This is a genomic window from Tateyamaria sp. syn59, from assembly GCF_007995245.1.
In the GTDB taxonomy this organism is placed as follows: Bacteria; Pseudomonadota; Alphaproteobacteria; order Rhodobacterales; family Rhodobacteraceae; genus Tateyamaria.
Genome location: NZ_VCBA01000003.1, coordinates 342769 through 367105, shown reverse-complemented (window position 1 = coordinate 367105; position 24337 = coordinate 342769). Strand labels below are relative to the sequence as shown.

21 protein-coding genes and 1 tRNA gene are annotated in these 24337 nt (G+C 61.5%); 15 read left to right on the top strand and 7 right to left on the bottom strand.

The annotated features are described in order from the left end of the window. Positions 1–31 precede the first annotated feature (31 nt). A complete protein-coding gene (locus FD715_RS07815) occupies positions 32–1018 on the bottom strand; it encodes a D-glycerate dehydrogenase (RefSeq protein WP_147107683.1) in 987 nt (328 codons plus the stop codon). A gap of 146 nt (positions 1019–1164) precedes the next feature. Here FD715_RS07815 and FD715_RS07810 point away from each other — a divergent pair, with 146 nt between their 5' ends. Next, positions 1165–1635, top strand: coding sequence for an SH3 domain-containing protein (locus tag FD715_RS07810; RefSeq protein ID WP_223274790.1), 471 nt, complete (start codon positions 1165–1167; stop codon positions 1633–1635). Here FD715_RS07810 and FD715_RS07805 read toward each other — a convergent pair. After that, a complete protein-coding gene (locus FD715_RS07805; RefSeq protein WP_223274788.1) occupies positions 1632–1964 on the bottom strand; it encodes a RidA family protein in 333 nt (110 codons plus the stop codon). The genes FD715_RS07810 and FD715_RS07805 overlap by 4 nt on opposite strands. 137 nt (positions 1965–2101) lie before the next feature. On the opposite strand from FD715_RS07805, the gene FD715_RS07800 reads away from it, so the two are divergent. The 6 genes from FD715_RS07800 to FD715_RS07775 all read left to right on the top strand — a co-directional run bounded on the left by FD715_RS07800 (position 2102) and on the right by FD715_RS07775 (position 7616). Beyond that, the gene (locus FD715_RS07800) at positions 2102–3094 is read left to right on the top strand and encodes an NADPH:quinone reductase (RefSeq protein ID WP_147107678.1); all 993 of its coding nucleotides are present in this window, start codon (positions 2102–2104) and stop codon (positions 3092–3094) included. Then, positions 3091–4422, top strand: coding sequence for a mechanosensitive ion channel family protein (locus FD715_RS07795; RefSeq protein WP_147107675.1), 1332 nt, complete (start codon positions 3091–3093; stop codon positions 4420–4422). The genes FD715_RS07800 and FD715_RS07795 overlap by 4 nt, the downstream gene beginning before the upstream one ends. 63 nt (positions 4423–4485) lie before the next feature. Beyond that, positions 4486–4561 (top strand) — tRNA-Gln (locus FD715_RS07790). 93 nt (positions 4562–4654) lie between these two features. Further along, positions 4655–5698 (top strand): pyridoxal-phosphate dependent enzyme, encoded by a 1044-nt coding sequence (locus tag FD715_RS07785; RefSeq protein ID WP_147107672.1) that lies wholly within the window; start codon positions 4655–4657, stop codon positions 5696–5698. Beyond that, complete coding sequence (locus tag FD715_RS07780; protein WP_147107669.1) at positions 5695–6858, top strand: Xaa-Pro peptidase family protein; 1164 nt, start codon at positions 5695–5697, stop codon at positions 6856–6858. Before FD715_RS07785 ends, FD715_RS07780 begins: the two co-directional genes overlap by 4 nt. Further along, entirely contained in the window at positions 6855–7616 is a 762-nt protein-coding gene (locus FD715_RS07775; protein WP_223274777.1) for an aspartate/glutamate racemase family protein, read from the top strand. The genes FD715_RS07780 and FD715_RS07775 overlap by 4 nt, the downstream gene beginning before the upstream one ends. Here the strand turns inward: FD715_RS07775 and FD715_RS07770 are convergent. Beyond that, positions 7579–9141, bottom strand: coding sequence for a peroxidase family protein (locus tag FD715_RS07770; RefSeq protein WP_147107666.1), 1563 nt, complete (start codon positions 9139–9141; stop codon positions 7579–7581). The genes FD715_RS07775 and FD715_RS07770 overlap by 38 nt on opposite strands. Positions 9142–9388: 247 nt before the next feature. Here FD715_RS07770 and FD715_RS07765 point away from each other — a divergent pair, with 247 nt between their 5' ends. Further along, the gene (locus tag FD715_RS07765) at positions 9389–10513 is read left to right on the top strand and encodes an efflux RND transporter periplasmic adaptor subunit (RefSeq protein WP_223274776.1); all 1125 of its coding nucleotides are present in this window, start codon (positions 9389–9391) and stop codon (positions 10511–10513) included. A gap of 1 nt (position 10514) precedes the next feature. Beyond that, entirely contained in the window at positions 10515–13679 is a 3165-nt protein-coding gene (locus FD715_RS07760) for an efflux RND transporter permease subunit (protein WP_147107661.1), read from the top strand. Here FD715_RS07760 and FD715_RS07755 read toward each other — a convergent pair. Continuing rightward, positions 13610–14617, bottom strand: a complete 1008-nt coding sequence (locus tag FD715_RS07755) for a GlxA family transcriptional regulator (RefSeq protein ID WP_147107658.1) — start codon at positions 14615–14617, stop codon at positions 13610–13612. The genes FD715_RS07760 and FD715_RS07755 overlap by 70 nt on opposite strands. 78 nt (positions 14618–14695) lie before the next feature. Here FD715_RS07755 and FD715_RS07750 point away from each other — a divergent pair, with 78 nt between their 5' ends. The 3 genes from FD715_RS07750 to FD715_RS07740 all read left to right on the top strand — a co-directional run bounded on the left by FD715_RS07750 (position 14696) and on the right by FD715_RS07740 (position 18731). Then, positions 14696–15856 (top strand): acyl-CoA dehydrogenase family protein, encoded by a 1161-nt coding sequence (locus tag FD715_RS07750; protein WP_147108172.1) that lies wholly within the window; start codon positions 14696–14698, stop codon positions 15854–15856. An 85-nt stretch (positions 15857–15941) separates the two neighbouring features. Beyond that, positions 15942–17948, top strand: coding sequence for an acetate--CoA ligase family protein (locus FD715_RS07745; protein WP_147107655.1), 2007 nt, complete (start codon positions 15942–15944; stop codon positions 17946–17948). 3 nt (positions 17949–17951) lie between these two features. Continuing rightward, the gene (locus tag FD715_RS07740; RefSeq protein ID WP_147107651.1) at positions 17952–18731 is read left to right on the top strand and encodes a carnitinyl-CoA dehydratase; all 780 of its coding nucleotides are present in this window, start codon (positions 17952–17954) and stop codon (positions 18729–18731) included. On the opposite strand, the gene FD715_RS07735 is transcribed toward FD715_RS07740, so the two are convergent. Beyond that, positions 18728–20038, bottom strand: coding sequence for a cytochrome-c peroxidase (locus FD715_RS07735; protein ID WP_223274775.1), 1311 nt, complete (start codon positions 20036–20038; stop codon positions 18728–18730). The two genes, FD715_RS07740 and FD715_RS07735, sit on opposite strands and share 4 nt — an antisense overlap. A 30-nt stretch (positions 20039–20068) precedes the next feature. Between FD715_RS07735 and FD715_RS07730 the strand changes: the two genes are divergently transcribed. Then, positions 20069–20509: a tetratricopeptide repeat protein gene (locus FD715_RS07730; RefSeq protein ID WP_370455367.1), complete on the top strand. Its 441-nt coding sequence runs from the start codon at positions 20069–20071 to the stop codon at positions 20507–20509. 115 nt (positions 20510–20624) lie between these two features. Here the strand turns inward: FD715_RS07730 and FD715_RS07725 are convergent, their stop codons facing one another. Continuing rightward, entirely contained in the window at positions 20625–21389 is a 765-nt protein-coding gene (locus tag FD715_RS07725; RefSeq protein WP_147107645.1) for an isocitrate lyase/phosphoenolpyruvate mutase family protein, read from the bottom strand. Positions 21390–21731: 342 nt separating this feature from the next. Between FD715_RS07725 and FD715_RS07720 the strand changes: the two genes are divergently transcribed. Together FD715_RS07720 and FD715_RS07715 are read left to right on the top strand one after the other, a co-directional pair. Continuing rightward, positions 21732–22568, top strand: coding sequence for a class D beta-lactamase (locus tag FD715_RS07720; RefSeq protein ID WP_189799434.1), 837 nt, complete (start codon positions 21732–21734; stop codon positions 22566–22568). A 146-nt stretch (positions 22569–22714) separates the two neighbouring features. Then, positions 22715–23182 (top strand): hypothetical protein, encoded by a 468-nt coding sequence (locus tag FD715_RS07715; RefSeq protein WP_147107639.1) that lies wholly within the window; start codon positions 22715–22717, stop codon positions 23180–23182. 85 nt (positions 23183–23267) lie between these two features. Here the strand turns inward: FD715_RS07715 and dctP are convergent, their stop codons facing one another. Beyond that, entirely contained in the window at positions 23268–24326 is a 1059-nt protein-coding gene (dctP, locus tag FD715_RS07710; protein ID WP_147107635.1) for a TRAP transporter substrate-binding protein DctP, read from the bottom strand. Between the last annotated feature and the right edge of the window lie 11 nt (positions 24327–24337).

Genomic DNA, 24337 nt, shown 5'->3' with positions numbered 1-24337 from the left:
GTTCAAACCGGGCGACACGCCGCCCGGGGCATCACAGCATGGACGGCACAACCTGGTCCGGTGGCCGGTGGCCGTCATCGAAGGTCTTGATGTTGATGATGACTTTCTCGCCCATCTCGATCCGGCTCTCGCGGGTGGCCGAGCCCATATGCGGCAGCAGAACGACATTGCTCAGTTCGCGCAGGCGCGGGTTCACCTCGGTCCCGTTTTCATACACGTCCAGGCCCGCGCCCGCGATCTCGCCCGCGCGCAGCATCCGGGTCAGGGCGTTCTCGTCGATCACTTCCCCGCGCGAGGTGTTCACGATCACCGCGTCGGGCTTCATCAGCTTCAGGCGGCGCGCATTCATCAGGTGAAAGGTCGATGGCGTGTGGGGGCAGTTGACACTTATCACGTCCATGCGGGCCACCATCTGATCCAGGCTTTCCCACCAGGTCGCCTCAAGCTCTTCCTCGGTCTCGGGCCGCAGGCGTCGCCGGTTGTGGTAGTGCACCTGCATCCCAAAGGCCGCCGCCCGGCGGGCAATCGCCTGTCCGATCCGGCCCATCCCGAGGATGCCCAGACGCCGCCCTGCGACGCGGCCGCCAAGGAAAGCTGTGGGCGCCCAACCGTCCCACGCCCCCGATTGCATGGCGGCCAGCCCTTCGGGCAAACGGCGCGTGACGGCCAGGATCAGACCCATCGTCATGTCAGCCGTATCATCAGTCAGCACACCCGGCGTGTTCGACACCAGAATGCCGCGCTGCCGGGCCGTTGAAACATCAATATTGTCTACGCCTGCACCATAATTGGCAATCAACTTCAGACGTTCGCCTGCCTGCCCGATCATCGCCCCGTCTATGGCGTCGGTGATCGTTGGCACGAGGACGTCGGCGGTTTTCATGGCTTCCACAATCTCGGAGCGGGACATGGCTGTGTCCTCTTCGCGCAGGGTGACGTCGAACAGTTCGCTCAACCGTGTTTCAACCTCGGCAGGCAACCGTCGCGTAACGACAACACTCAGACGTTCCTTTGGCATTGCGCCCTCCCCGGTGCTTGGCCTTGGCCTGCGTTTTTGGCATGGTGGCGGATGTGAGCAAGAGGCACAAGAACCTCGGCCATATCAAGAGGCGCGTGATGAGCGGAAAGTTCCCGATGGTTGCGGTGTGGCGATGTGTGCTGTCGATGTCTTTGGTGCTGGGTCTGACCCTGCCCCTGATGGCGCGCGATACCGGTCCCGTCACCAATCTGCCGCTGCCCCGCTACGTGTCGATGAAGGCTGCCGAGGGCAACGTGCGCCGTGGTCCGTCGCTCACCCACCGCATCGACTGGGTGTTCAAACGCCGCGACATGCCCCTGCGCATCACGGCCGAGCATGGACACTGGCGCCGGGTCGAGGACCGCGATGGTTTTGGCGGCTGGGTGCATTATTCCCTGTTGTCCGGCACCCGCACCGTGATCGTCGAGCAAGACATGCTGACCCTGCGCAGCAAACCCGATGCCGCGGCACCTGTGACCGCAGCCCTCGAGGTCGGCGTCGTCGCAAGGCTGGGCAAGTGTGGGCCGGAATGGTGCCGCATCAGTTCCGGCGGCTACCGTGGCTGGGCGCCCAAAGCACGGCTGTGGGGCGTGGCCATGGACGAGTTGCGCGACTAGTCCAGCGCGGCAATCACGCGAATTTCGACAACAGCGCCGGGACGGCGCAGTCCCGCAACCTCAACCGCTGTCCAGGCAGGGTATGGGGCTGACAAATGCTGCAAACGCACGCGGTCGAACACGTCAAAATGCGCGCGCAGCCCCACGTGATAGCTGGTCATTTCGACCAGCGCGTCCAGCCCCAAATCCGCTTCGGCCAACACGGCGGCGATCTTGTCAAAACAGGCGTGGAACTGCGCCTGTTGGCTATCTGGCATGACGCCATCCGCGAGGGCCCCTGTCACCCCGGTCAAGAAAACGTGGGTATTGGATAGGATCCCGGGCGACATGCCGGCACGGGCACACGCATCACGCAGTACAGGTGGAATTAGAACCTGTCGTGTCATCGGAACTCTCCTTGCTCTTGCCGTTAACTCGGGTAGCATCCTGCGAAACGCTGCTGGGCGCACTGGAAAAGACCATTGAAATGAAATGCATACAATACTCTCGCTTTGGATCGGCTGCCGACGTTCTGACCCTTGCCGAACTGCCAACGCCCGACCCTGCACCGGGCGAAGTACTGGTGGAACTCAGCTATTCCGGCGTGAATCCGTCAGACTTCAAGGCGCGCGGCGGAACACGGCCCGGAGTGACGCGCCCGCCCTTCGACCAAATTATCCCGCACAGTGACGGCGCAGGCCGCGTTGCCGCCGTCGGCGCGGGCGTGCCTGCGGATCGGATCGGAAAGCGCGTGTGGGTCTGGAACGGGCAATGGCAGCGCCCCTTCGGCACCGCGGCAACCCATATCTGCCTGCCCGCAGAGCAAGCGGTCGATTTGCCTGACGACGTGACGGAGCAGACGGGTGCGGTGCTGGGCATTCCCGGGCTGACGGCGGCGCAGGCCGTCTTTGGCGGCGGGTCGGTCGAGGGACATACCGTCCTCGTGCAAGGGGGCGCGGGCACGGTCGGTTTGCTGGCGGTGCAGCTTGCTAAATGGGGCGGCGCCCGGGTGATCGCGACCGCACACGGAACAGGAATGGATCGTGCCAGGTCCGCGGGCGCGGATGCCGTGCTAGACTATGCCGATCCGCACCTCGGCCCTGCCATCCTTGATGCAAACGGGGGTGCGCCCATCGAAAGGATCGTCGAAGTCGAGTTGGGCCACAACATCGAGACTGACGCCGAGGTTGTGGCCCCAAACGGGACGATTGCGGTCTACGGCTCCGCCCTGAATATGACGCCAACGCTGCCCTTTGGCCCCTTACTGTTCAAGGCGGCGACGCTCGATATTCTCTTGATCTATCTGCTGCCGAAAGCGCAACGGGACGCAGCGATCGCGCATCTTCACAGAGCGCTGAGCGATGACGCCCTTTTCTGCCCCATCGCGCAAACCTTTCCACTCGCCCAAACCGCGTCCGCGCACGAGGCAGTGGAACGTGGCGGCCGCGACGGCGGCATTCTGGTTGAGGTGCAGGCATGATCCGCCTCATTGCCCTGCTGATCTGCCTGAGCGCTGCACCGCTCTGGGCACAGGACACCAGCCAACCCCAGGGCACCATTACAGTCGAGGACAGTGCCGCGCAAGACGCCGCCATTGCCGTGCGCATCCGGGACATTCTGGGTGAGCTCGACGGTTTTGACGGCGTCACCGTGTCCGTATCATCCGGCATCGTGACCTTGCGTGGCACCACCGTAGATGCCAGCACGGCCGGGCGGCTGAATGACCTGGTGGGCCGGGTTGAAGGGGTCGTGGCAATCAACAACGAAGTCGTGGAGACCACCGATGTGGTCGCCCGCCTGAACCCGGCGGTCGAGCGGTTTCAAGCCCGTATCACCCAGGCTGTCGCCCTCTTGCCTCTGCTGGCCGTTGCTGCGGTGGCCTTCGTTGGCGTTTTGACCATCGGGATGCTTTTGGCCCGCGCGCGCAACCCGTGGGACCGGATCGCGCCCAACGCATTCATCGCTGACATTTACCGACAAGTGGTGCGCATCCTGTTTTTCATCGCGGGCGTGGTCATTGCGCTTGATATCCTTGGGGCCACCGCGCTTCTGGGCACGATCCTGGGCGCTGCGGGGATCGTCGGTCTGGCCATTGGCTTTGCGGTGCGGGACACGGTCGAGAATTTCATCGCCTCAATCATGTTGTCGATCCGGCAGCCCTTTCGCCCCAATGACGTTGTGGAAATCGAAGGCGACATCGGCAAGGTCATCCGTCTGACCAGCCGCGCCACCATCCTGCTCAGCTTTGACGGCAACCATATCCGCATCCCGAATGCGACCGTTTTCAAAAGCCGGATCGTGAACTATTCCACCAACACCGAACGCCGCTTTAGTTTCGAGATCGGGGTGAGTTCCGACGCCGATCTGGCCGACGTGCGACACATGGCAGAAGAGACTGTGGCGGGACTGCCCTTTGTTCTCGCTGAACCTGCGCCGATGTCATGGATCGAACGGATCGGGGACGGTGCAATCTTTCTTACCGTCACGGGCTGGATCGACCAAGAGGCGACATCGTTGGTGCGCGCCAAGGGTGAAGCGCTACGGCTGGTCAAGGCACGGATCGAAGGGGCGGGGATCGAAGTGCCCGATACGACCTACCGCGTGCAATTGCTGGGCGGCCTGGCACCCGCAACCGAAGCCGCGCGGCCCAGCCCCGCCGCGACGCCAACCAAAGTGCCCGACGTTCCGGAGGTGGCCGCCGCCGATGTGACCGACATGTCGGAGCCCGGACTGGACAAGCTGGTCGACGCCGAACGCAGCGACCCTGATGCCCCCGATTTGCTGACCGATGCGGCGCCAAAGGAATAGTAAGGATTTTGGCCCAAAAGGACTTGCACGCGCCGCACGCCCGCTCTAATTAGCGCGGCACGTTGGGATGTAGCTCAATTGGTAGAGCACCGGTTTTTGGTACCGTAGGTTGTAGGTTCGAGTCCTACCATCCCAGCCACTTCAAGGATTTAGCAGCCTGCAGCCGCCAATTGGCGCAAATGCGTCGCGATTCCATTTGGGGCCTGGCGTCACAACCTGCTAGCCCTTGGGGATGAAGCATTTTTCCCAAACGCACGCGCAGGCCGACGCCGTGATCGACGCGCTGCCAGACATTCCCTGGCCCAGCACCAATACAGAAGCACCTGCCGCCTTGCTGGCGCGCTGCCCGGTTGCTGCCGCGACGCCGCTGGTTCGATCGCGGGAACTTGCCGCGATGGCCGGTGTCGCCGAGGTGATGGTCAAGGACGAACGCGCGCGCATGGGGCTGGGCAGCTTCAAGGCGCTCGGAGCGGCCTATGTCATCGCCTGCGACGCCGCAACAGGCAACGCCAGGGGTCAGACATATGTGACGGCCAGTGCGGGCAATCATGGCCTGTCCGTTGCCGCTGGCGCACAAGCCTTTGGCGCCACCGCCGTGATCTATCTGGCAGAAACGGTGCCCGAGAGCTTTGCGGACCGTTTGCGCAGTTTCGGAGCAGATGTGCGCCGCCACGGGGCCGTCTACGAGGACAGCATGGCCGAAGCCGAGCGCGAGGCCCGTGCCCGGAATTGGGCACTGCTGTCGGACAGTTCCTGGCTCGGATACACCTCAGTCCCTCATCGGCTGATGGAAGGGTACACGGTGCTGATGCAAGAAGTGGTCGAAGCGACGCCTATGCCCACGCACATTTTCCTTCAGGCGGGCGTCGGCGGGTTGGCTGCCGCCTGCGCCGCCGTTGCGCGTGCTGCATGGGGAGATGCCCCGCGCATTGCCGTGGTGGAACCTGAAGCCGCCCCAGCCATTTACGCGTCGGTGCAGGCGGGATCTCCGCAAGTGACCGAAGGGCCAAGGTCCGACATGGGTCGACTTGATTGCAAGGAGCCCTCGCTGATTGCGCTCAAGGGCCTGGCGCGCGACGCAACGGATTTTGTTCTGATCAGTGAAGCCGAGGGGGCGTCTGGCAGTTCTGTTGCTGCAAAGGTTGGCCTGCCCTCTTCACCGTCCGGGGCAGCAGGTCTTGCAGCCCTGCTGGCGAGCATGGACCATCGCCACGCATTGGGCCTCGACGACACATCACGCGTGCTGTTGATCCTGAGCGAGGACACGGCAGCATGACTGCCCCTACGCGTGGTTTCCCGGATGCGGAGTTCGAGGCACGGACGCACAACGCCCAAGCGTTGATGGCCGAGGCCGGCCTATCCGCCCTGCTGCTCACGACTGAGCCCGAAGTGCGATACTACACAGGATTTTTGACCCGGTTCTGGGAAAGCCCAACGCGCCCTTGGTATGTGGTGCTGCCTGAAAGCGGGCCGCCGATTGCCGTTATACCGTCGATTGGCGCACACCTGATGGGCCAGACATGGATCACCGACATGCGCACCTGGCAATCGCCAGACTACGATGACGACGGCGTTGGTCTGTTGGCTGACACGCTGCGCGAAGTGGTGCCGCAGGACGGCGACATCGGGCTGGCCGACGCGATGGAAAGCCATGTCCGGATGCCGCGCGCTGATTTTCAGGCACTTGAACTGGCGCTGCAGCCGCGGAGATTGGTGTCGGACAAACAGATCACGCGACGCGTGCGGATGAAAAAATCCGAGGCAGAGATTGCCAAAATCCGTTTCGCTGCCGGCATTGCCGACCGCGCCTTTGCGCGGGTGCCGGACATTGCCCGGCCGGGCACATCGCTCAGCACTGTGTTCCGGGGTTTCCAGGCGCTTTGTCTCGACGAATGCGCGGATTGGGTGCCCTATCTTGCAGGCGCGTTAGACTACGGTGGCTACAGCGATGTCATCTCTCCCGCAACGGACGCGCCGGTGCAACAGGGGCATGTCCTCATGCTCGACACCGGTTTGGTGCACGACGGATACTTCTGCGACTTCGACAGGAATTTCAGCATCGGCGCGCCCAGCCCTGCGGTCCAAAGTGCGCATGCCCGCCTGATCGACGCGACCAGGGCTGGGTTTGACGCGGCCCGGCCCGGCGCGACGGCAGCGGACCTTTTCCAAGCGATGCATGCCGTCGCCACTCCCCAAGGGGGCGCTACGGATGCCGGGCGCTTTGGGCACGGCGTGGGCATGCAATTGACCGAATGGCCGTCGATCATCGCCGCGGATCAGACCGAACTGGTCCCCGGTATGACCCTGACGCTCGAACCCTCGGTGTCGCTGGACGGTGGACGTATCATGGTGCACGAGGAAAACATCGTCATCCGCGAGACGGGCGCGGAGTGGCTGTCGGCGCCGCAAGACAGCGCCATCCGTGTGCTGACGTGAACGCGCCTTACGACCTTGAAACGGACCGCCCGGCACAGCTTGGGCTCATCGCGCTTCAGGCCGATGAGACAATCGAACAGGACATGCGCCAGCTTTTGCCGCACCATGTCGAATACATGGTCAGCCGCGTGCCATCGGGCGCTTCTGTCACCCCCGAAACACTTGCGGACATGGCAGCGCATCTGACCGAAGCCGCGCGACTTTTGCCGCGCGGCGCTGACTTGTCGTGCGTCGCCTATGGCTGCACCTCGGGCGCGGCAGAGATCGGCGCCGAACGGATCAGGGATCTGATACACGCCGGTATCGCAACCCCAAGTGTCACTGACCCCGTGACGGCGCTGACCGCGGTCTGCAGGTCTCTCGGTGTCACTCGGTTGGGCTTGTTGAGCCCGTATATCGCAAGCGTGTCTGACAGGTTGCGCGCCGTCCTTGCCGCCTCAGGCATAGAGGTCGTGTCATTCACCAGCTTCAACGAACCGGTTGAGGAGCGCGTGGTGCGGATTGCGTCGCAATCGGTGATCGCAGCCGCGCAGGATCTGGGCCGTGATGCGCAGGTTGACGCGCTTTTCCTGTCCTGCACCAATCTGCGTACGCTGCGCGCTATCCCGGTGATAGAAGCGGCCCGCGGCATTCCTGTCCTGTCCAGCAATCTTGTTCTCGCCTGGCACATGACACAGCTGGCAGGCGAAACGCTGGCCCCTGATCTGCCCTTTCGCCTTGCTATTCAGGACGCCACTCTTGCCGCGTCATCCCGATAAACATGTCGCCCGCGCCGCCATCGACATTCCGATCCACCACGTCGCGCAGGGTTTGAGTGGTGTTGATGGCCCGCCAGCCGGGGCCGGAGAAGGTTGACCGCTTGAACACGTGGCGCGACAGAAGCGGATTGGTCAGCGCCTGGCTGAACGCATCAAGGGCAACGAATTTCAGCACCAGATTGGGCAGTGGGCTGTTGGGCACGCGATCTTCGCAAAACAGGCCCACGTGGAAGTCCACATCGCGTGGACCTGCGTAAGAATTGCGCAGCATAACAGCCACCTCAGGATCGGATGAAATCGCCTCGAAGTTGAAGGGCCTGCGCTGGCTCATGTAGTCGCAATAGTCCGAGAAACTGGCCAACGCGCAATCCCGGTCCTGTTCGATTGACGCAACCTCGATGTGCAAAAGCGGGTCTGCAGTGTTTCGCGGCCCCAGTTCCGCCGCTTGCGTCGCACTGATGTCTGCAAACGCCGACAGCAGTCCGTTTTTGATCAGCGGCGCATTGTTCATGAACGTGGACGCAAGGGGGAGCGACTGTCCGCCCCAAGTTAGCATATCTGGGATCAATGCGTGCCACCGGTACAGCAGGCTGAATTCCGTCGTGATCCAGTTCGGCTTGTTCCAAACCGCGTCCCACGCCACCGACGGGTCAGCGCGCAAATTGAACGGCAGGGGCGAGATGTGGTTGATGTAATCCTCGACCACAATCTTGATGAACATCACGATCACACTGTTGCGCGCGGTCTCAAAGACGCGGTCATCGTCCCAATCGGGGTGTTCCGCCTCGATCTCACCAGCGAGACGGTTGTGTTCGCGCAGAAACAGCGTGTTCAGCATCGCCACCTGCGGGACCGAATTCGCCCGGTCGCCGCCAAAAGCAAAGAGTTTTGCCCGTTGGTCTGCAGTCGTTTTGCTCAAGCCCAGTGGCGGGTCCAGCACGTCAAACTGCGGTTTGACCTTGTCATTTTCGTATAGAAACGGTGCGTATTCCTCACCATCAATCATCTGCCAGGCAAGCCGTCCCTTTTCCCCCGCCGTGTCCGAACGATGGCGCAGCGCAAGTGTCTGTTCGCGCGTACGGCCGTAAAGTGGGCACAGATCAATCTCGTGATTGGACGTATTGCGCTTCAGACGGTGGGTGGGATCGACGCCCTCAGGCACGAGATCTTCGGACTCGGTGCGGATGAATCCGTCGGTCAGATATTGGGCAAAGGCGGGAAAAAGGCATGTCGACTTGGGGCACATGCGCTGCGTGCCGTCCTTGCGTCGAAACAGATCGGCCAACACGTCCGGATCGGGCGCATTTTCGCGCGGACGCGGTGGCAGATGTCGGCCACTCCATCTCTTGTCGGTCAGACCGCCCCACCAGACATAATCACGCTCGGTGCTAAGGGGGTGCGGACGTGGGCGCGCGCGGTTCACCACGCGATTTATCGCCCACCGGTTCACAAGGCTGGCGAGGGGCGGAATGGCTTCAACGACTGTGAAAAGGACCCGTTGGACGGAATACGGCAGAATAGACATAATGTGCTCAAACAATTGGCGAATGGAATGCGACGAGCATGATCCATGACATCGCGAAATGCCAGATTAAGTTGAAACCGGCCCGCGTTAAGCCAACAATTACAGCGCTTTCAGCGCAACCCTGAGCTTTGCCCGCGCCACTGCAGACAATTCAAGGTTTAATACTGTCATCTCTATTTGTCGCAGCATGCGCTATACAGCGGATGTGAAGCACGATTCGACGGCGCCGCACAGAAGGACAGTTTCCATGAAAAATCTTACAATTCTATGCTTTTTCGTACTGGCACTGTACGGCCTGGCAGCCTCGGCCCAGCAAGGGCCACCGACTGTCACCGTCGCAAGTCCGGTTGTCAAAACCATCGTCGAAGATGATGAGTTCGTTGGCAGGTTTGAAGCGCAATCTGACGTTGTCGTGCGCGCGCGGGTGTCGGGATACCTCGAAGACGTTCACTTCGATGACGGCAGCCTGGTCGAGCAGGGCCAGCTTCTGTTCACCATTGATCAGCGACAGTTTCGGACCGCCCTGCGACAAGCGCGGGCGCAAATCGACGTGGCCACCGCCACCTATGAATTTGCCGAGGAACAGCTGGAACGGGCACAAGCCCTGATTGGCAATGGCACCATCCCGCAAAGTGTGCTGGACGAACGGCGCGAGGCGTACCTTGCGGCGCAAGGTGCTTTGGAACAGGCGCGCGCCGCGGTTGAACTGGCCGAGCTGGACCTGGAGTTTTCAGAAATTCGCGCCCCCATGGCGGGCCGCATCGACCGCTCGCTGATCGACCCTGGCAACCTTGTGTCGGCCAACCAGACCGAGTTGACAAGCATCGTGTCCAACGATCCCATCTACTTCTTCTTCGACATCGACGAACGGTACTTCCTGGCCTACGCCCGCGACGCGCGGGCTCGCGGCAGTGCCCTGCAAGAGGGCGGCGGTGCGCTTGAGGTCAAAGTGACGCTGTCGGACGCGCGTATCCCGGCCCAGACTGGAACGCTCGATTTCTCGGAAAACCGGATCGACGCCGATACGGGAACGATGCGCGTACGTGCCATCCTACCCAATCCTGATGAACTGTTGACGCCCGGCCTATTCGGGCGAGTGAACGTCCCCGGCTCACTTCCTTATGAGGGTATTCTCGTACCGGATCGCGCCATCGTGGCGGACCAGAACCGCAGGCTTGTCATGACGGTGGGCGAAGACGGGGTGGTCACCCCGCTGCCCGTGCGCCCCGGACCACGCATCGACGGCTACCGTGTCATTCGCGAAGGCATGGATGGCAGCGAGACCATCGTTATCGACGGACTGGTCAGTGCACGCCCAGGCACGACCGTAAACCCAGACCGGGTTGACCTGCCCCTGGTCGCGGAAAACTAGGATGGGGCGCTTTTTCGTCACCCGCCCGATCTTTGCCATCGTTGTTTCGGTCATAATGACCATCGTCGGCCTGATCGCGTATTTCCAGCTTCCGATCGAACAATACCCCGCAATCGCACCACCTTCTATTGTCGTGCAGGCCAGCTACCCCGGCGCCGACGCGGAAACGATCGCCAATACCGTTGCCACCCCGTTGGAACAGGAAATCAACGGGGTCGAGGGGATGCTCTACCTGTCCTCCTACTCGACTGCCGACGGAACGGTGAGCGTGACCATCACCTTTGAATTGGGCACTGATTTGGACACCGCACAGGTGCTGGTGCAGAACCGGGTCGCCATCGCCGAACCGCGCCTGCCCCAGGAAGTCCGCGCCTTGGGTGTGACCACAACCAAATCCTCCCCCGACCTGATGATGGTCGTGCACATGTTGTCGCCGGACGAAAGCTTCGACCAGCTTTATGTCTCTAACTACGCCCGCGCACGCGTGCGCGACAGGCTGATACGCATAGACGGTGTGGGCAGTCTGCTGATCTTTGGCGAACGCGAGTTCTCGGCGCGCGTGTGGCTAGATCCGGACAAGCTGACATCGCTGGGATTGACAGCGGGCGACGTGGTGGGCGCGCTGCGCGAACAAAACGTGCAGGTGTCCGGCGGATCACTGGGCGCGCCGCCCAATGCAGCCGACAACGCATTTCAGGTGTCGATCACGACCCAAGGTCGGCTCGAGGATCCTCGCGAGTTTGGCCGGGTGATCGTGAAAGCATCGGAAGATGGGCGCGTGGTGCGCGTCCGCGACGTCGCACGGGTTGAGATCGGGGCGCGGTCCTACGTCACCAACTCGTATCTCGACAACAGTCCCGCCGTGGCTTTGGGCGTGTTTCAGCGACCCGGCTCGAACGCCCTGGACACCGCCGCCGAAGTGCGCGCCACCATGGACGAGCTAGCCGAGGATTTTCCGAGTGGGCTGGAGTACCGCGTCGTTTACAACCCGACCGAATTCATCAGCGCTTCTATCGACGCCGTCTACACCACATTGCTCGAAGCCGTTTTGCTGGTCGTGATCGTCATCCTCGTTTTCCTGCAAAGCTGGCGCACGGCGATCATTCCCTTGCTCGCTGTACCAGTCTCCCTCATCGCCACATTCGCGGTGATGCTGGCCCTGGGCTACACCCTCAACCTGCTGACGCTGTTCGGATTGATCCTGGCCATCGGAATCGTGGTGGATGACGCCATCGTCGTGGTCGAAAACGTCGAGCGCAACATTCAGAACGGCCTGTCCCCGCGCGATGCATCTGCACGGACGATGGACGAGGTGCAAAGCGCCATCATCGGCACGTCACTGGTGTTGATTGCTGTTTTTGTTCCGGCTGCACTTGTTCCCGGCATCACCGGGCAGTTCTACCGGCAGTTCGCTGTGACCATTGCCGTTGCGACCGTCATTTCCAGCATCAACTCGCTCAGCCTGTCGCCTGCACTCGCCGCAGTCCTACTCAAGCCCCACGACGCGAAACCGTCCCGCAACCCGCTGGCAAGGATCGTCGATGTCTTTGCCAACGGGTTCAACCGCGGCTTTGATGCGATGACGCGGGGCTATGCGGCCGTTGTCCGCGTGCTGGTCGGGACATGGGGCATGATCGCCGTTGCATTCCTCGCATTCGTCGCGCTGTTGGGCACGGCTTGGTGGGTTAACGAACAAGTGCCCACAGGCTTCATTCCGGACGCCGATCAGGGCTACGCGATTGTCGTGGTGCAATTGCCCGAAGGCGCGTCGCTCGACCGGACCGATGCAGTGATGCGGCAAGCGACCGAAATCGCCCTCGAAACACCTGGGGTGACCAACGCGGTGGCCTTTGCAGGTTTCTCGGGCGCGACCTTTACCAATGCCAGCAACCAGGGCGTCATCTTTACGACCTTCGCACCGTTCGAGGAACGGCTTGAAAGCAGGCTGAACGCCAATGCCATCGTGGGCCAGATCTTTGGCCGGATGCAGGTGATCCGTGAGGCCTTCATCATCGCCATAGCACCTCCCGCCGTAAGCGGTGTGGGCACCGGCGGGGGCTTCAAGATGCAGCTGCAGGACAACGAAAGCGCGGATATGACGCGCGCCCTGAACACCGCCTACGCAATCATGGGAGCGGCACAACAATCCGACAAGGTGACCGGCGTCTTCACTACATTCTCGGCCAGTTCGCCGCAGGTGTTCCTTGAGATTGACCGCGTGCGGGCGCAGATGCTGAACGTGCCGATTGGAGAGATTTTCGAGACGCTGTCGATCAACCTTGGTTCGGCTTACGTCAACGACTTCAACGCCTTTGGCCGCCTGTTCCAGGTGCGCGCACAGGCTGATCAGCAGTTCCGACTGGAGGAGGAGGACATTCGCGCGCTCCGGGTGCGTACAGCAACAGGCGCATTGGTCCCGTTGGGCACGCTGGTGTCCGTTGTTGACACGGCGGGACCCGCGCTTGTGCAGCGGTACAACCAGCTTGTGTCAGTGCCCTTGCAGGGCAACGCAGCGCCGGGCGTCTCCACCGGCGATGCCCTGATCGCGATGGAGGAATTGGCCGAGCAATTGATGCCGCCGGGTGTGAGCTATGAATGGACCGAACTAGCCCTGCAGGAACGCAATCAGGGCAACACGGCCACTTACATCTTTGCGTTTTCGGTGCTCTTTGCTTTCCTGTTTCTGGCCGCACTTTACGAAAGCTGGGTTTTGCCGCTCGCCATCATCCTTGTTGTGCCGCTTGCCGTCCTGTCCGCACTGTCTGGAGTCATGTTGCGCGGCATGGACAACAACATCCTGACGCAGGTGGGATTGATCGTGCTTGTGGGATTGTCAGCCAAGAATGCCATCCTGATCGTGGAATTCGCCAAACATGCGCAGGAGGAAAAAGGGATGTCCCCGGCAGAGGCTGCGGTGGATGCCTGCAGATTGCGCCTACGGCCCATCCTGATGACGGCCTTTGCCTTTATCCTTGGCGTTGTGCCACTGATGATCGCAACCGGACCAGGGGCCGAGATGCGCCAGGCTCTGGGCACAGCTGTCTTCTTCGGAATGTCGGGGGTGACCTTCCTCGGTCTGTTCTTCACGCCTGTGTTCTATGTGGCCTTGCGCCGCGTCTTTCCGATGCGGTCGCCCGACGAGGATACGGCGCCGAAGCCGGCATGATCCTCGCCCCGGCGCATCGCGCTGGGGCTTTGACCAAACGCCTGCCTGAACGCGCGTGTCAGGGCGCTCGCGTTGTCATATCCGCAGCGGCCCGCAATCTCGGACACGGGCAGATCACTGTCCAGCACCAGCCGCCGCGCTGCGTTCAATCGCTGCCGCCGGTAAATTGCCGATGGGCTGGCGCGCAATGCGCCTTGCATGCGTTGCTCCAGCGTTTTTTGCGTGCATCCGACGCGGCGCGCCAGTTCGGGGATCGAAAGCGGTGTTTCGATATGGTCCTGCATGAGCGCGACCGCCCGGTTCACAGTCCGCCCCGCCGGGATGGTCGCCGGGCCCGGCACGGCATCACGCGACATGAACATCTGTGCCACGTCCAGTGCAACCCCGGCACCGTGGGCCGACCCGATCAGGTCCGTCACCAGATCAAACGCCGCCATTGCACCCGAACACGTGACGCGATCCCCGTCGATCACGTGGCGCGCACGCACTGTATCGATGTTAGGAAATGCCTCGGCAAAGGTATCGAGCATATCCCAGTGAATGGTTGCGCGGTATCCGTCCAAGAGGCCCGCGCGTGCCAGCAACCACGCGCCCGTATCGATCCCGCTGACCACTCGCGCGCGACCTGCGGCGCGCTTGACCGCCCGCACCACCTCAAGCCGATCAAGATGGCGGATGCCATAGGATGGCATCAAAACCAGTGCCGATCCATCGATGTCGGCAAGTGGCAGATCGGGCGTGATCTTCAAGCCGCTTGAGCTCTGAACAGCTGCCCCATCCAAGGTCGCAAACCGCCAGCGGTAGTGTTGCTGTTGCAAAAAGCCGTTGGCCGCGCGCAGCGGCTCCACAAAGTTAGCGAGGCAATGATTGGAAAACTGATCAAACAACACGATGTCCACATGCTGCATTGCGTCATGGATTTTCGGCCAATCCTGCATGATCAAGACCTAATACGGCATAGCATGGTCGCGCAAGTCGCCATCAGATTGCGCAAGAACGACAGAGGGATGATCCACATGCAGTTTGGCCTCACCGAAGAGCAGGACATGATCGTTTCGACCGTGCGCAGTTTTGTCGAAAACGAAATCTACCCGCATGAGGCCGAGGTCGAGCGCACAGGCCAGGTCCCGCATGCGCTGGGGGAAGAGATCAAGCGCAAGGTCATCGACATGGGCTTTTACGCTTGCAATTTCCCCGAAGAGGTCGGGGGTGCAGGGCTCAGCCATCTTGATTTCACCCTTGTTGAGCGCGAGTTGGGGCGCGGGTCGATGGCGCTGACCCATTTCTTCGGCCGACCGCAGAACATCCTGATGGCCTGTAACGGCGAACAGCGTGAACGCTACTTGCTACCTGCCGTGCGCGGCGACAGAATGGATGCGCTGGCCATGACCGAACCCGATGCCGGATCAGACGTACGCGGTATGAAATGCACCGCAATACGTGACGGCGGAGATTGGGTCATCAACGGGTCGAAGCATTTCATCTCAGGCGCGGAACACGCAGATTTTTTCATCGTGTTCATTGCCACCGGTGTCGATGACACGCCTAAGGGCCCCAAAAAGCGGATCACGAGCTTTCTTGTGGATCGCGGCACCCCCGGGTTCGAAGTGCGCGACGGCTACAATTCGGTGAGCCACAAGGGCTACAAAAACTGCATCCTTTACTTCGACGACTGCCGTCTGCCCGATGCGCAGGTGCTGGGCGACGTGGATGGCGGGTTTGCTGTGATGAACGAATGGCTGTACGCCACGCGCCTGACCGTCGCGGCGTTTTCCGTGGGCCGCGCGCGCCGCTGCTTTGACTACGCTCTAAACTATGCGGCAGGGCGTAAACAGTTCGGCCAGCCCATCGGGAAGTTCCAAGGCGTCAGCTTTCAGATCGCCGACATGATCACCGAAATCGACGCAGCGGACTGGCTCACGCTTGCCGCCGCGTGGCGGCTGGATCAAGGCCTGCCCGCAAACAGGGAGATCGCGTCAGCCAAGCTCTACGCCTCCGAAGCGTTAGCGCGGGTGACAGATACCACCTTGCAGATCTATGGCGGCATGGGATTGATGGACGACTTTCCCATCGAACGCTTCTGGCGTGATGCACGGGTGGAACGCATCTGGGACGGGACCAGCGAAATCCAGCGCCACATCATCAGCCGCGACCTGTTGCGGCCTTTGGGCGCTTAAGTTGGTTTCGGAGGGACCCCACCCATTCGACGGCAACGAGGGGCCAGCCCCTCGCGCTCCCCGGGATTTTTTTGAAACAGGGAAGATGGGGTTGCAGCGACTGTTGCGCCCCAAATCCATCGCTGTGGTTGGCGGCGGCGTTTGGTGTGCATCGGTGATTGCGCAAGCCGAAGCCTTCGGCTTCGCCGGAGCGATGTGGCCCGTACACCCAACCAAAGCGATGGTTGGCGGACACGGGGCGTTTCCGACCGTTGAGGACTTGCCCGCCGCGCCAGATTCGGCATTCGTCGGAGTGAACAGAGAAGCGACAGTGGGGGTCGTGGGCACCCTCGCCCGGATCGGGGCCGGTGGTGCGGTTTGTTTCGCATCCGGCTTTTCTGAGGCGGAGGCCGAGCGCACGGATGGAGCGCGATTGCAGGACCGATTGATCGCGGCGGCAGGCAACATGCCGATCCTTGGCCCTAACTGTTACGGCTTCATCAATGCGCTCGACCAGGCTCTGCTGTGGCCCGATCAACATGGTTGCGCGCCGGTGGACCGGGGCGTGGCCATCCTCACCCAAAGCTCGAACATCGCGATCAACCTGACGATGCAGCAACGCGCGCTGCCCATCGCATATGCGATCACCTGCGGAAACATGGCGCAGATCAACCAGGCAGAACTGGCCCTTGAATTGCTGACTGACCGGCGTGTAACCGCCATTGGCCTGCACGTCGAGGGGTTCCGCGACCTGCGTGCGTGGGAGGCGCTGGCCGCGGCGGCGCACGCGCAGGGCGTGCCTCTGGTCGCCCTCAAGGTCGGCGCGTCAGATCAGGCGCAGAACGCAACCATATCGCACACGGCCTCCCTCGCCGGATCTGACACCGGTGCGCAGGCTTTTCTCGATCGGTTGGGGATCGCACGGGTCAGTACCTTGCCGGATCTTCTCGAAACCCTGACGCTGCTACATGTGCACGGGCCTCTGCATGCCCCAGGCATTGCTTCAATCAGCTGTTCGGGGGGTGAGGCAAGCCTCGTCGCGGATATGGCGCACGCGTTGGACCTGACCTTTCCGCCCTTAACGCCCGACCAAATGACGGCTCTGCGCGACACCCTCGGGCCCATGGTCGCACTCGCTAACCCGCTAGACTACCACACCTACATCTGGCGCGATGCCGACCGGATGGCGCAGGCTTGGACGGCAATGACCGGGGACGGGATCGGCATGACACTGTCAATCGTGGACTACCCCACAACCGATCCTTCTGACTGGTCGTGCACGGTGGACGCGGCCATCGCAGCCAAAGCGCTTTCCGATGCGCCCTTTGGCGTTGTGGCAACCCTGCCGGAATTGATGCCGCCAGCCATTGCACAGCAATTGGCCGCAGGCGGGGTCGTTCCATTCCACGGCCTGCGCGAGACCCTGGCAGCCATTGCGGCAGCGCAGCAGACAAGTGAACCTCATCCGTCGCCGGTCTGTTTGCCCGGCAAGTCCGATGCCGATCTGGTCCTGACAGAGGCAGAGGCAAAGGCGACATTGTCCTCCTACGGAGTTAATGTTCCGCGCAATTTCATAGCGCCCAGCAACAATGTGGCGCAGGCCGCGGCAACCCTGAAGGGCCCCTTCGCCGTCAAGGGCCTTGGCCTTGCGCACAAGACCGAAGCGCATGCCGTGCGCCTGAACGTTGCCCCGGACGACCTGCACGCGATCGCGGCAGACATAGGCACATCCACTGTCCTGATCGAAGAAATGGTGACCGATGGTGTCGTTGAAATGCTGGTCGGTGTCCTGCGCGACCCGGCGCACGGCTTTGTTCTGACCATCGGGGCGGGCGGGGTGCTGACCGAAGTTATGCAGGACGTCACGCACCTGTTGCTGCCGGTCCGTGCGGCAGATGTAGACACGGCTTTAGGCCGCTTGCGCAGCGCGCGTTTGCTGGATGGGTACCGGGGCAAGCCACCCGCAAACAGGCAAGCCATCGTCGATGCGGTTCTTGCGATCCAGGACTACGTGCTTGCCCATGCCGACACCGTCGGCGAGGTTGAGGTCAACCCGTTGATCTGCACACCCACCCGCGCCGTTGCCGTAGATGCACTGATAAGAAAGGCCTGAACCATGAGCCCCATAAAAACAAGACGCGAGGGCGCAATACTTGAAGTCACTCTGGACCGGCCAAAAGCGAATGCCATCGACCTCGCGACCAGTCGGATCATGGGCGAAGCCTTCCTCGCGTTTCGGGATGATCCCGAATTGCGGGTGGCGATCATCACCGGGGCTGGCGAGAAGTTCTTTTCGCCCGGCTGGGACCTCAAAGCCGCTGCAGATGGCGATGCGGTCGACGGCGACTACGGCGTTGGCGGCTTCGGCGGATTGCAGGAATTGCGTGGGCTGAACAAGCCGGTGATTGCCGCCGTGAATGGAATTGCCTGCGGGGGTGGGTTGGAACTTGCCCTGAGTGCCGACATGATCCTTGCCGCCGATCACGCGACCTTTGCCCTGCCAGAGATACGATCGGGTACGGTAGCGGATGCGGCCAGCATCAAGCTGCCCAAGCGCATCCCGTATCACATCGCCATGGAACTTTTGCTGACAGGGCGCTGGTTCGACGCCAAGGAAGCGCATCGTTGGGGGCTGATCAACGAAGTCGTTCCGGCCCAGGACCTCATGGACCGGGCGTGGGAGCTTGCCCGTTTGATCGCTTCAGGCCCGCCATTGGTCTATGCTGCCATCAAGGAGGTGGTACGCGACGCTGAGGATTCGAAGTTTCAGGACGCCATGAACCGCATCACCAACAGCCAATTGCCCGCCGTCGAGACGCTGTATCGTTCCGAGGATCAGCTGGAAGGCGCTCGCGCCTTCGCAGAGAAGCGCGACCCGGTGTGGAAAGGTCGCTAGGGTGTGATGCGCTGATCAACAGGCAGGCCACTTGGCACGGAGAGCGGGATGCCCAGCTTGTCATCACGCGCTGATCTGCCTGTCAGAGCCTCTAGAAAGGCGACAATTGCGTCAACCTCCGTATCGCTCATTGCGTTGGGCTCAAGCGTCACAGCGGCGCGTTGGCGTGCAATTTCACGGCTGTCCTGCCACACCATGAAATCAACGTGCGCAAGCCATGGGACGTCTGGAAGGGCGGCCAACTCGCGCGTCCATGCCTCGAACCCGTGCAGTGGATCCAGATGGTGGCGCACAATCCCTTCGAGAGTCGGGTACGCGCCATTGTGCCCGTAAGGTGCTGTCAAAGCGACGTTTCTCAGCATTGGCGTCTTGAAGGCATAAGCGTCCTCAAGCACATCACTTTCGCCCATGCGCCCAACATCGCGCACCATGGGATCAAAGCGCCGCGTGCGCCCCGGACCGAAAGGCGGCAATCCGATGGCGTGGAATTGCTGATCCGTCATCAGCGGCCCGGCATGGCAGGTGCTGCAATTGCCCTTGCCGTAGAACAGGGCCATGCCCGACTTTTCCACCCGACCAAGCGCTGTTCCGTCGCCCGCTAGATAAGCGTCGAAAGGGCTGTCAAAACTGCTCCACTCCCAGATCATAAAGGCGCTCAGCGCATTGGCGATGTCAGCAATGGCGATGTCTTCGGCGGCTGTGATGTGGTCGTAAGCGGAGGCGAACCCTTCGACATATGCCGGGATGTGCCGCACACGGTCGGTGAGGATGGGCCAAGCATAATCCATACGTTGGTGGATTGCTCCCGCAACTTCGTTCTCCTTCGGGTTCCCAGCCATTTCAAACTGGGCAACAAGCGGAAAAATTGCCTGCGCTGCCAACAAGTTGTCCAAGCCTTCCGGCAGCCACTCCTCCGCCGGTGAATTGAACCCGTTCTCATACATATCGGCGACGCTGAGGCGGCCATCGTGGAACATGGTGTGCAAGTCGCGGGCGCCCAGGTTCCAGAGGCCCGGCGCATTGCGGGGAATGCGTTTGCGAATCCGGTCTTCCCCCGTCCCTGCTGTCCGCTTTGGTCCCAAACCCTCACCGCCTTCCCCGATGCCCAGGCTCAGACCGTCGGCAGTGCCAAGGTCGGGATGGTGGCAGGTGGAGCATGCGATGTTTCGATTGCCGGACAGGATACGATCGTAAAACAAAAGCTGGCCGAGTTTGGCTTGCGCGGGGTCGACCGCAATGAAATCATCCGATGTCAGGGGACGCGGCAGATCGTCGGCCAAAGCCGGTGCCGCAGCCAGGAGGATCACATGCGTAAACTTGCCATAGCCTTTGTTTTTATGGCTTTTCCAGCTTTTGCAGAGATCGAGGAAGCGCGCGACCTGATGGAGGCTGGCGCATATGAGGCGGCGTATGACGCGCTGTGGCCTGCGGCCCGGTCGGGCAATGCGGATGCCGAGGAGTTGATCGGGGTAATGTATGCCTTGGGCCTCGGGGTCGAGCGCGACGATGAGCGGGCCTTTGAATGGTATTTGCGGTCGTCGATGAAGGGGCATCCCGGTGCCCAATCCGGGGTCGGATGGTACTATGAGATCGGGCGTGGGATGCCTGCGCCCGATCTGGTGCGCGCCTATATGTGGTACACGCTGAGTGCGATCGGCGGCGACCCGGATGCGGCGATTTCGCTGGAAGAGGTGGTCAAAAAAATGACCAAGGACGAAATTGAACGGGCGCATATTCTGGTCGCTGATTACAAGGTGTGGATGTATCCCTTTCGCTGAGTTTGGCAGCAGATGCTGGGCTTGGGAAGTGCGATCACCGTCGCGCCACGTTCATCACTGAACGCGGCCCGACCGTTTACTCCAATTTGGCGGACCGACACTCCCGCCTTGCGCTTTAGCTGGCCGCTGCCGCTGTGAACCCTTCCGCGGCATTCTTCATGGCGGTGGCGAAGGGACCGGGGCCATAGCTGGCGCGACTGACGCCAAGGGCTGCGACCTCCGACACTGATCCCAGCGCACCGCGCATCATCACGTTGACCGGAAGGGACGTGGCGCCGCAGATCTGTTCGATCATTGCGTGGTCGGTCAGGCCGGGGATGAAGAAGCCGCTCGCACCTGCGTCGGCATAGGCAGTCGCGCGGTCGATGGCCTCGGCCACATGATCGGCGTGGGCATCCGGTTTCGATTTCAGGAAAATGTCGGTGCGCGCATTGATGAACAGGGGAATGCCTGCTGCCTCCGCAGCGGTGCGCACGGCCTTGATCCGGGCGACCTGGGTATCGACGGGGTGCAAACCCTCCCCGCCGACCACTTGATCTTCGAAGTTCAGGCCGATGGCGCCGGTGCCGATCAGCGCGGTAATGTTGGCGGCCAGCGGTTCGGAGTCTACGGCATAGCCTCCTTCTAAGTCGATGGAGACAGGTATGTCGACGCAATCCACGATCCGCTGGGCGATGGGCAACAGCACATCAAGCGGGATCTGTTCCCCATCGGCGTATCCCTGCGCCTCGGCCACGGACCAGCTGCCGGTCGCGATGGCCGCGGACCCTGCCGCGGCGACCGCTTTGGCCGATCCGGCATCCCAGATGTTGTAGATCACCAGCGGCGTGCCCGGAACGTGAAGCGCGGCGAAGGCGGTGGCTTTGTCAGCTTGGCACATTGGTCGCATCCATGTGGTTGGTTGGCTCGCCCGCAGCATTGCGTGACGACACGGCCGCGGCAAGTGGTATTGCACTGTTTCGTTCGCCACCGGAGCCGCACCTTGTTTTCCAGGTGTCTGGAGCACTTATGTTGCCCGGCGTGTCCGACCGTTGAGCAAGTTCAAGCTCACGGAGAGGTCATATCAGGTGATCCACTTGTGGCGCAGAAGAACCGGATTTACCTCCCATGTTAGCCCGTGATCCGCGCCCCAATTCATTGAATGCGTAGATCAGAGGGCATCCTATACATTTGTAAAACATGTTTAATTCTGATCACGCCCCTTCCCAAAGGAAATCCAAAAATGAGCAGTCTGTCCTTCATCCAAATGTGTAAGGGCGCAGCGCCGCAGCTGTTTGCGTTGTTCGGTCTTGCCTTGTCCGCATCGGATGCGTTGGCCGATCCGATCGACATATCCCACGCGGTCGAAGCGGCGGGCATCGAGGTTGCCGCGTCAACCATTGTGGTGCGCCGGGTACCGGACAACCAGATTTGGATCAGCAACACAGATCGGTCCAGCCAGCGCTTTTCGCCTGCCTCGACGTCCAAGATCCCACACACATTGATTGCCTTGGAAGCCGGGGTGGCCCAACCGGACACTGTGTTCGAATGGGACGGCAAGCAGCGCGCCTTTGACAGTTGGAACCGGGATCATAGCCTGAGTTCGGCGTTCCCGAACTCGGTCGTGTGGGTGTATCAGGAAATTGCGAGACGCGTTGATCTGGCTGGCATGACCGAATGGCTTGCTCGTTTTGAGTACGGCAATGCCGAGACGGGCACCGAGGAAACGCTGACGACATATTGGTTGGATGACACGCTGCAGATTTCGGCAAGGGAACAGACCAAATTCCTTGAACGGCTGGCAGTACGCGATCTGCCGCTGTCAGATGCGACATATATTGCTGCCGAGGCCATCATGCAATCAGACGCCGGTGACGGCTGGACCATGTACAGCAAAACAGGGTGGCGCTTTCGTCGGTTCGCAATGGATATCGGCTGGCACGTTGGCTGGCTGCGGTGCAACGCAGAGACCTATCTTTTTGCGTTCAATTTGGACATGCCGGATCGCTCACATGTGCCTTTACGGCGCCAGGCCACATTCGCGGTCTTGGAGGCGGTGGGCGCATTCGATTGTCGGTAACGGGTTGAGGCGCGACCGGGGGAATTTGCACGCTCGTCCTTAGCGCCGGGTTGAAAGATCTGCGAAGCCGTCCGAACATCAATTCCGCATCTTCGCGCATCTGTGTCACGGTACCGAAGACGCCCGTTCTTTGCTAACATTTGGCCATGCGCAACATTGAGCTGTCGACATTTCTGGATGCCCCGCCGGACCAGGTCTGGGGCGCGTTGCGCACCGCGCGGCTCTTGCACTTTGTGGCACATCCAATCCTCAGATTTGACCCTGTGGATCCCCCGCAATTGCCTGAGCGATGGGCGGAAGGCGACTACACGGTGAAGATGACCTGGCACGGTATCATTCCGCTGGGTCGGCAGGTCATTCGCATTTCGCATCCCGAGGCAGCGGACGGCGTGCGACAGATCCGCGACAACGGCTCTAGCGCTCTGATCCGGCGGTGGGATCATCTGGTGACTGTGGTGCCGGAGGGTGCAGGCACGCTGTACACCGACAAAGTCGCCATCGAGGCGGGCGCCTTGACCTGGTTTGTCGCGCAATTTGCCAGATCATTTTATGCGCATCGGCAAAAGCGGTGGCAGCATTTGGTGGCAAATGGGTTTGACTATGGCGCGGAGTGATCTGATCACATGCCGTTCAATGGCCAAAAAGAAAAGGGCCGCCCTGGCGGGGACGGCCCAATCGTAAAGCGGATCCTGATCCGCCTCAGTTCAGATCGGCATCACGCGCCGCGTTCACGTCCGCTTCGGCGGCTGCCACGGCCTCTTGCAACGCAGCGAGGATCTCATCACCGCGGGCCACATTGGCCACGAACCAGTCGTTGACCGGGGCGGCTGCCTCGGCGAAGGCCGCTTTTTGCTCGGGCGTCGGCACGTAGAGGTCACCGCCCCCTGCGACGAACTCTTCGTACGCCTGGATCGACTTGCGCTTGGGCGAGGCGAAGGTGGCCTGTTGCAGCGCGTAGAAGCCGTCAACCACGACGCGGCGCATGTCTTCGGGCATCGCCATGAACTTCTCGTTCGACATCCACCACAGCGCGCCCATGTAGGCGTGACCGTCTAGTGTGACGTATTGCAGGCCCGCATCGGGGAACTTCATGCCCATGATGTCGGTGATGCCGTTCTTGGAGCCCTCAACCACGCCGGTCTGGAACGAGGTGAAGAGTTCAGGCCACGGGATCGGGGTGGGCGAAGCGCCCAGCGCGCGGACCAGCTCTTGCGGCAGGTCGGCGACCACGGTGCGGATTTTCAGCCCTTCCATATCGCCCGGCTCGGCGATGCGGCGTTGGGTGTTGGCGAAGTTGCGCCAGCCGCCGGTGTTGCCGATGGTCATCAGGCGGATGGCGCCACCGGAATCCTCAAGCGCCATGTCACGCATCGTGCGGACGAAATCGCCTTGCAGCACGTGTTCGGCGATGCGGTCGTCGGCCATCAGGTAGGGCAGGTCGAGCACCTGCACATACGGGAAGATACCCGAGGCGCCGCCGGAGGTGGAGATGAAGACGTCGATCGAGCCGTCGGCCACGCCTTGCAGGCATTCCGCACCGTTCGAGCAGAGCTGCGTGCCGATGAAAAGCTCCACGGCGATGGCACCGTTGGAGGCCGCTTCAACATAGTTCTTGAACACGACGAGGCCGTCATAGTCTTCGTCGTTCGTGTTCGAGTTGGCGGTGGCGCGGATCGTGTACTCCTGCGCAGCCGCCATCATGGCCGAGCCTGCGACAAGCGCGGCCGCCGTGAGGGTTTTGAGGGTCGTTTTGAGCATGTGGTTAGGTC

Excerpts from the sequence above, each read along its gene's own strand:
- FD715_RS07795 (WP_147107675.1), top strand. The coding sequence starts at position 3,091 with ATGATCCGCCTCATTGCCCTGCTGATCTGCCTGAGCGCTGCACCGCTC.
- FD715_RS07725 (WP_147107645.1), bottom strand. The coding sequence starts at position 21,389 with ATGTGCCAAGCTGACAAAGCCACCGCCTTCGCCGCGCTTCACGTTCCG.
- FD715_RS07780 (WP_147107669.1), top strand. The coding sequence starts at position 5,695 with ATGACTGCCCCTACGCGTGGTTTCCCGGATGCGGAGTTCGAGGCACGG.
- FD715_RS07750 (WP_147108172.1), top strand. The coding sequence starts at position 14,696 with ATGCAGTTTGGCCTCACCGAAGAGCAGGACATGATCGTTTCGACCGTG.
- FD715_RS07715 (WP_147107639.1), top strand. The coding sequence starts at position 22,715 with ATGCGCAACATTGAGCTGTCGACATTTCTGGATGCCCCGCCGGACCAG.
- FD715_RS07805 (WP_223274788.1), bottom strand. The coding sequence starts at position 1,964 with ATGTCGCCCGGGATCCTATCCAATACCCACGTTTTCTTGACCGGGGTG.
- FD715_RS07740 (WP_147107651.1), top strand. The coding sequence starts at position 17,952 with ATGAGCCCCATAAAAACAAGACGCGAGGGCGCAATACTTGAAGTCACT.
- FD715_RS07800 (WP_147107678.1), top strand. The coding sequence starts at position 2,102 with ATGAAATGCATACAATACTCTCGCTTTGGATCGGCTGCCGACGTTCTG.
- FD715_RS07755 (WP_147107658.1), bottom strand. The coding sequence starts at position 14,617 with ATGCAGGATTGGCCGAAAATCCATGACGCAATGCAGCATGTGGACATC.
- FD715_RS07815 (WP_147107683.1), bottom strand. The coding sequence starts at position 1,018 with ATGCCAAAGGAACGTCTGAGTGTTGTCGTTACGCGACGGTTGCCTGCC.
- FD715_RS07760 (WP_147107661.1), top strand. The coding sequence starts at position 10,515 with ATGGGGCGCTTTTTCGTCACCCGCCCGATCTTTGCCATCGTTGTTTCG.
- FD715_RS07745 (WP_147107655.1), top strand. The coding sequence starts at position 15,942 with ATGGGGTTGCAGCGACTGTTGCGCCCCAAATCCATCGCTGTGGTTGGC.
- FD715_RS07730 (WP_370455367.1), top strand. The coding sequence starts at position 20,069 with ATGGCTTTTCCAGCTTTTGCAGAGATCGAGGAAGCGCGCGACCTGATG.
- FD715_RS07765 (WP_223274776.1), top strand. The coding sequence starts at position 9,389 with ATGAAAAATCTTACAATTCTATGCTTTTTCGTACTGGCACTGTACGGC.
- FD715_RS07810 (WP_223274790.1), top strand. The coding sequence starts at position 1,165 with ATGTCTTTGGTGCTGGGTCTGACCCTGCCCCTGATGGCGCGCGATACC.
- dctP (WP_147107635.1), bottom strand. The coding sequence starts at position 24,326 with ATGCTCAAAACGACCCTCAAAACCCTCACGGCGGCCGCGCTTGTCGCA.
- FD715_RS07720 (WP_189799434.1), top strand. The coding sequence starts at position 21,732 with ATGAGCAGTCTGTCCTTCATCCAAATGTGTAAGGGCGCAGCGCCGCAG.
- FD715_RS07770 (WP_147107666.1), bottom strand. The coding sequence starts at position 9,141 with ATGTCTATTCTGCCGTATTCCGTCCAACGGGTCCTTTTCACAGTCGTT.
- FD715_RS07785 (WP_147107672.1), top strand. The coding sequence starts at position 4,655 with ATGAAGCATTTTTCCCAAACGCACGCGCAGGCCGACGCCGTGATCGAC.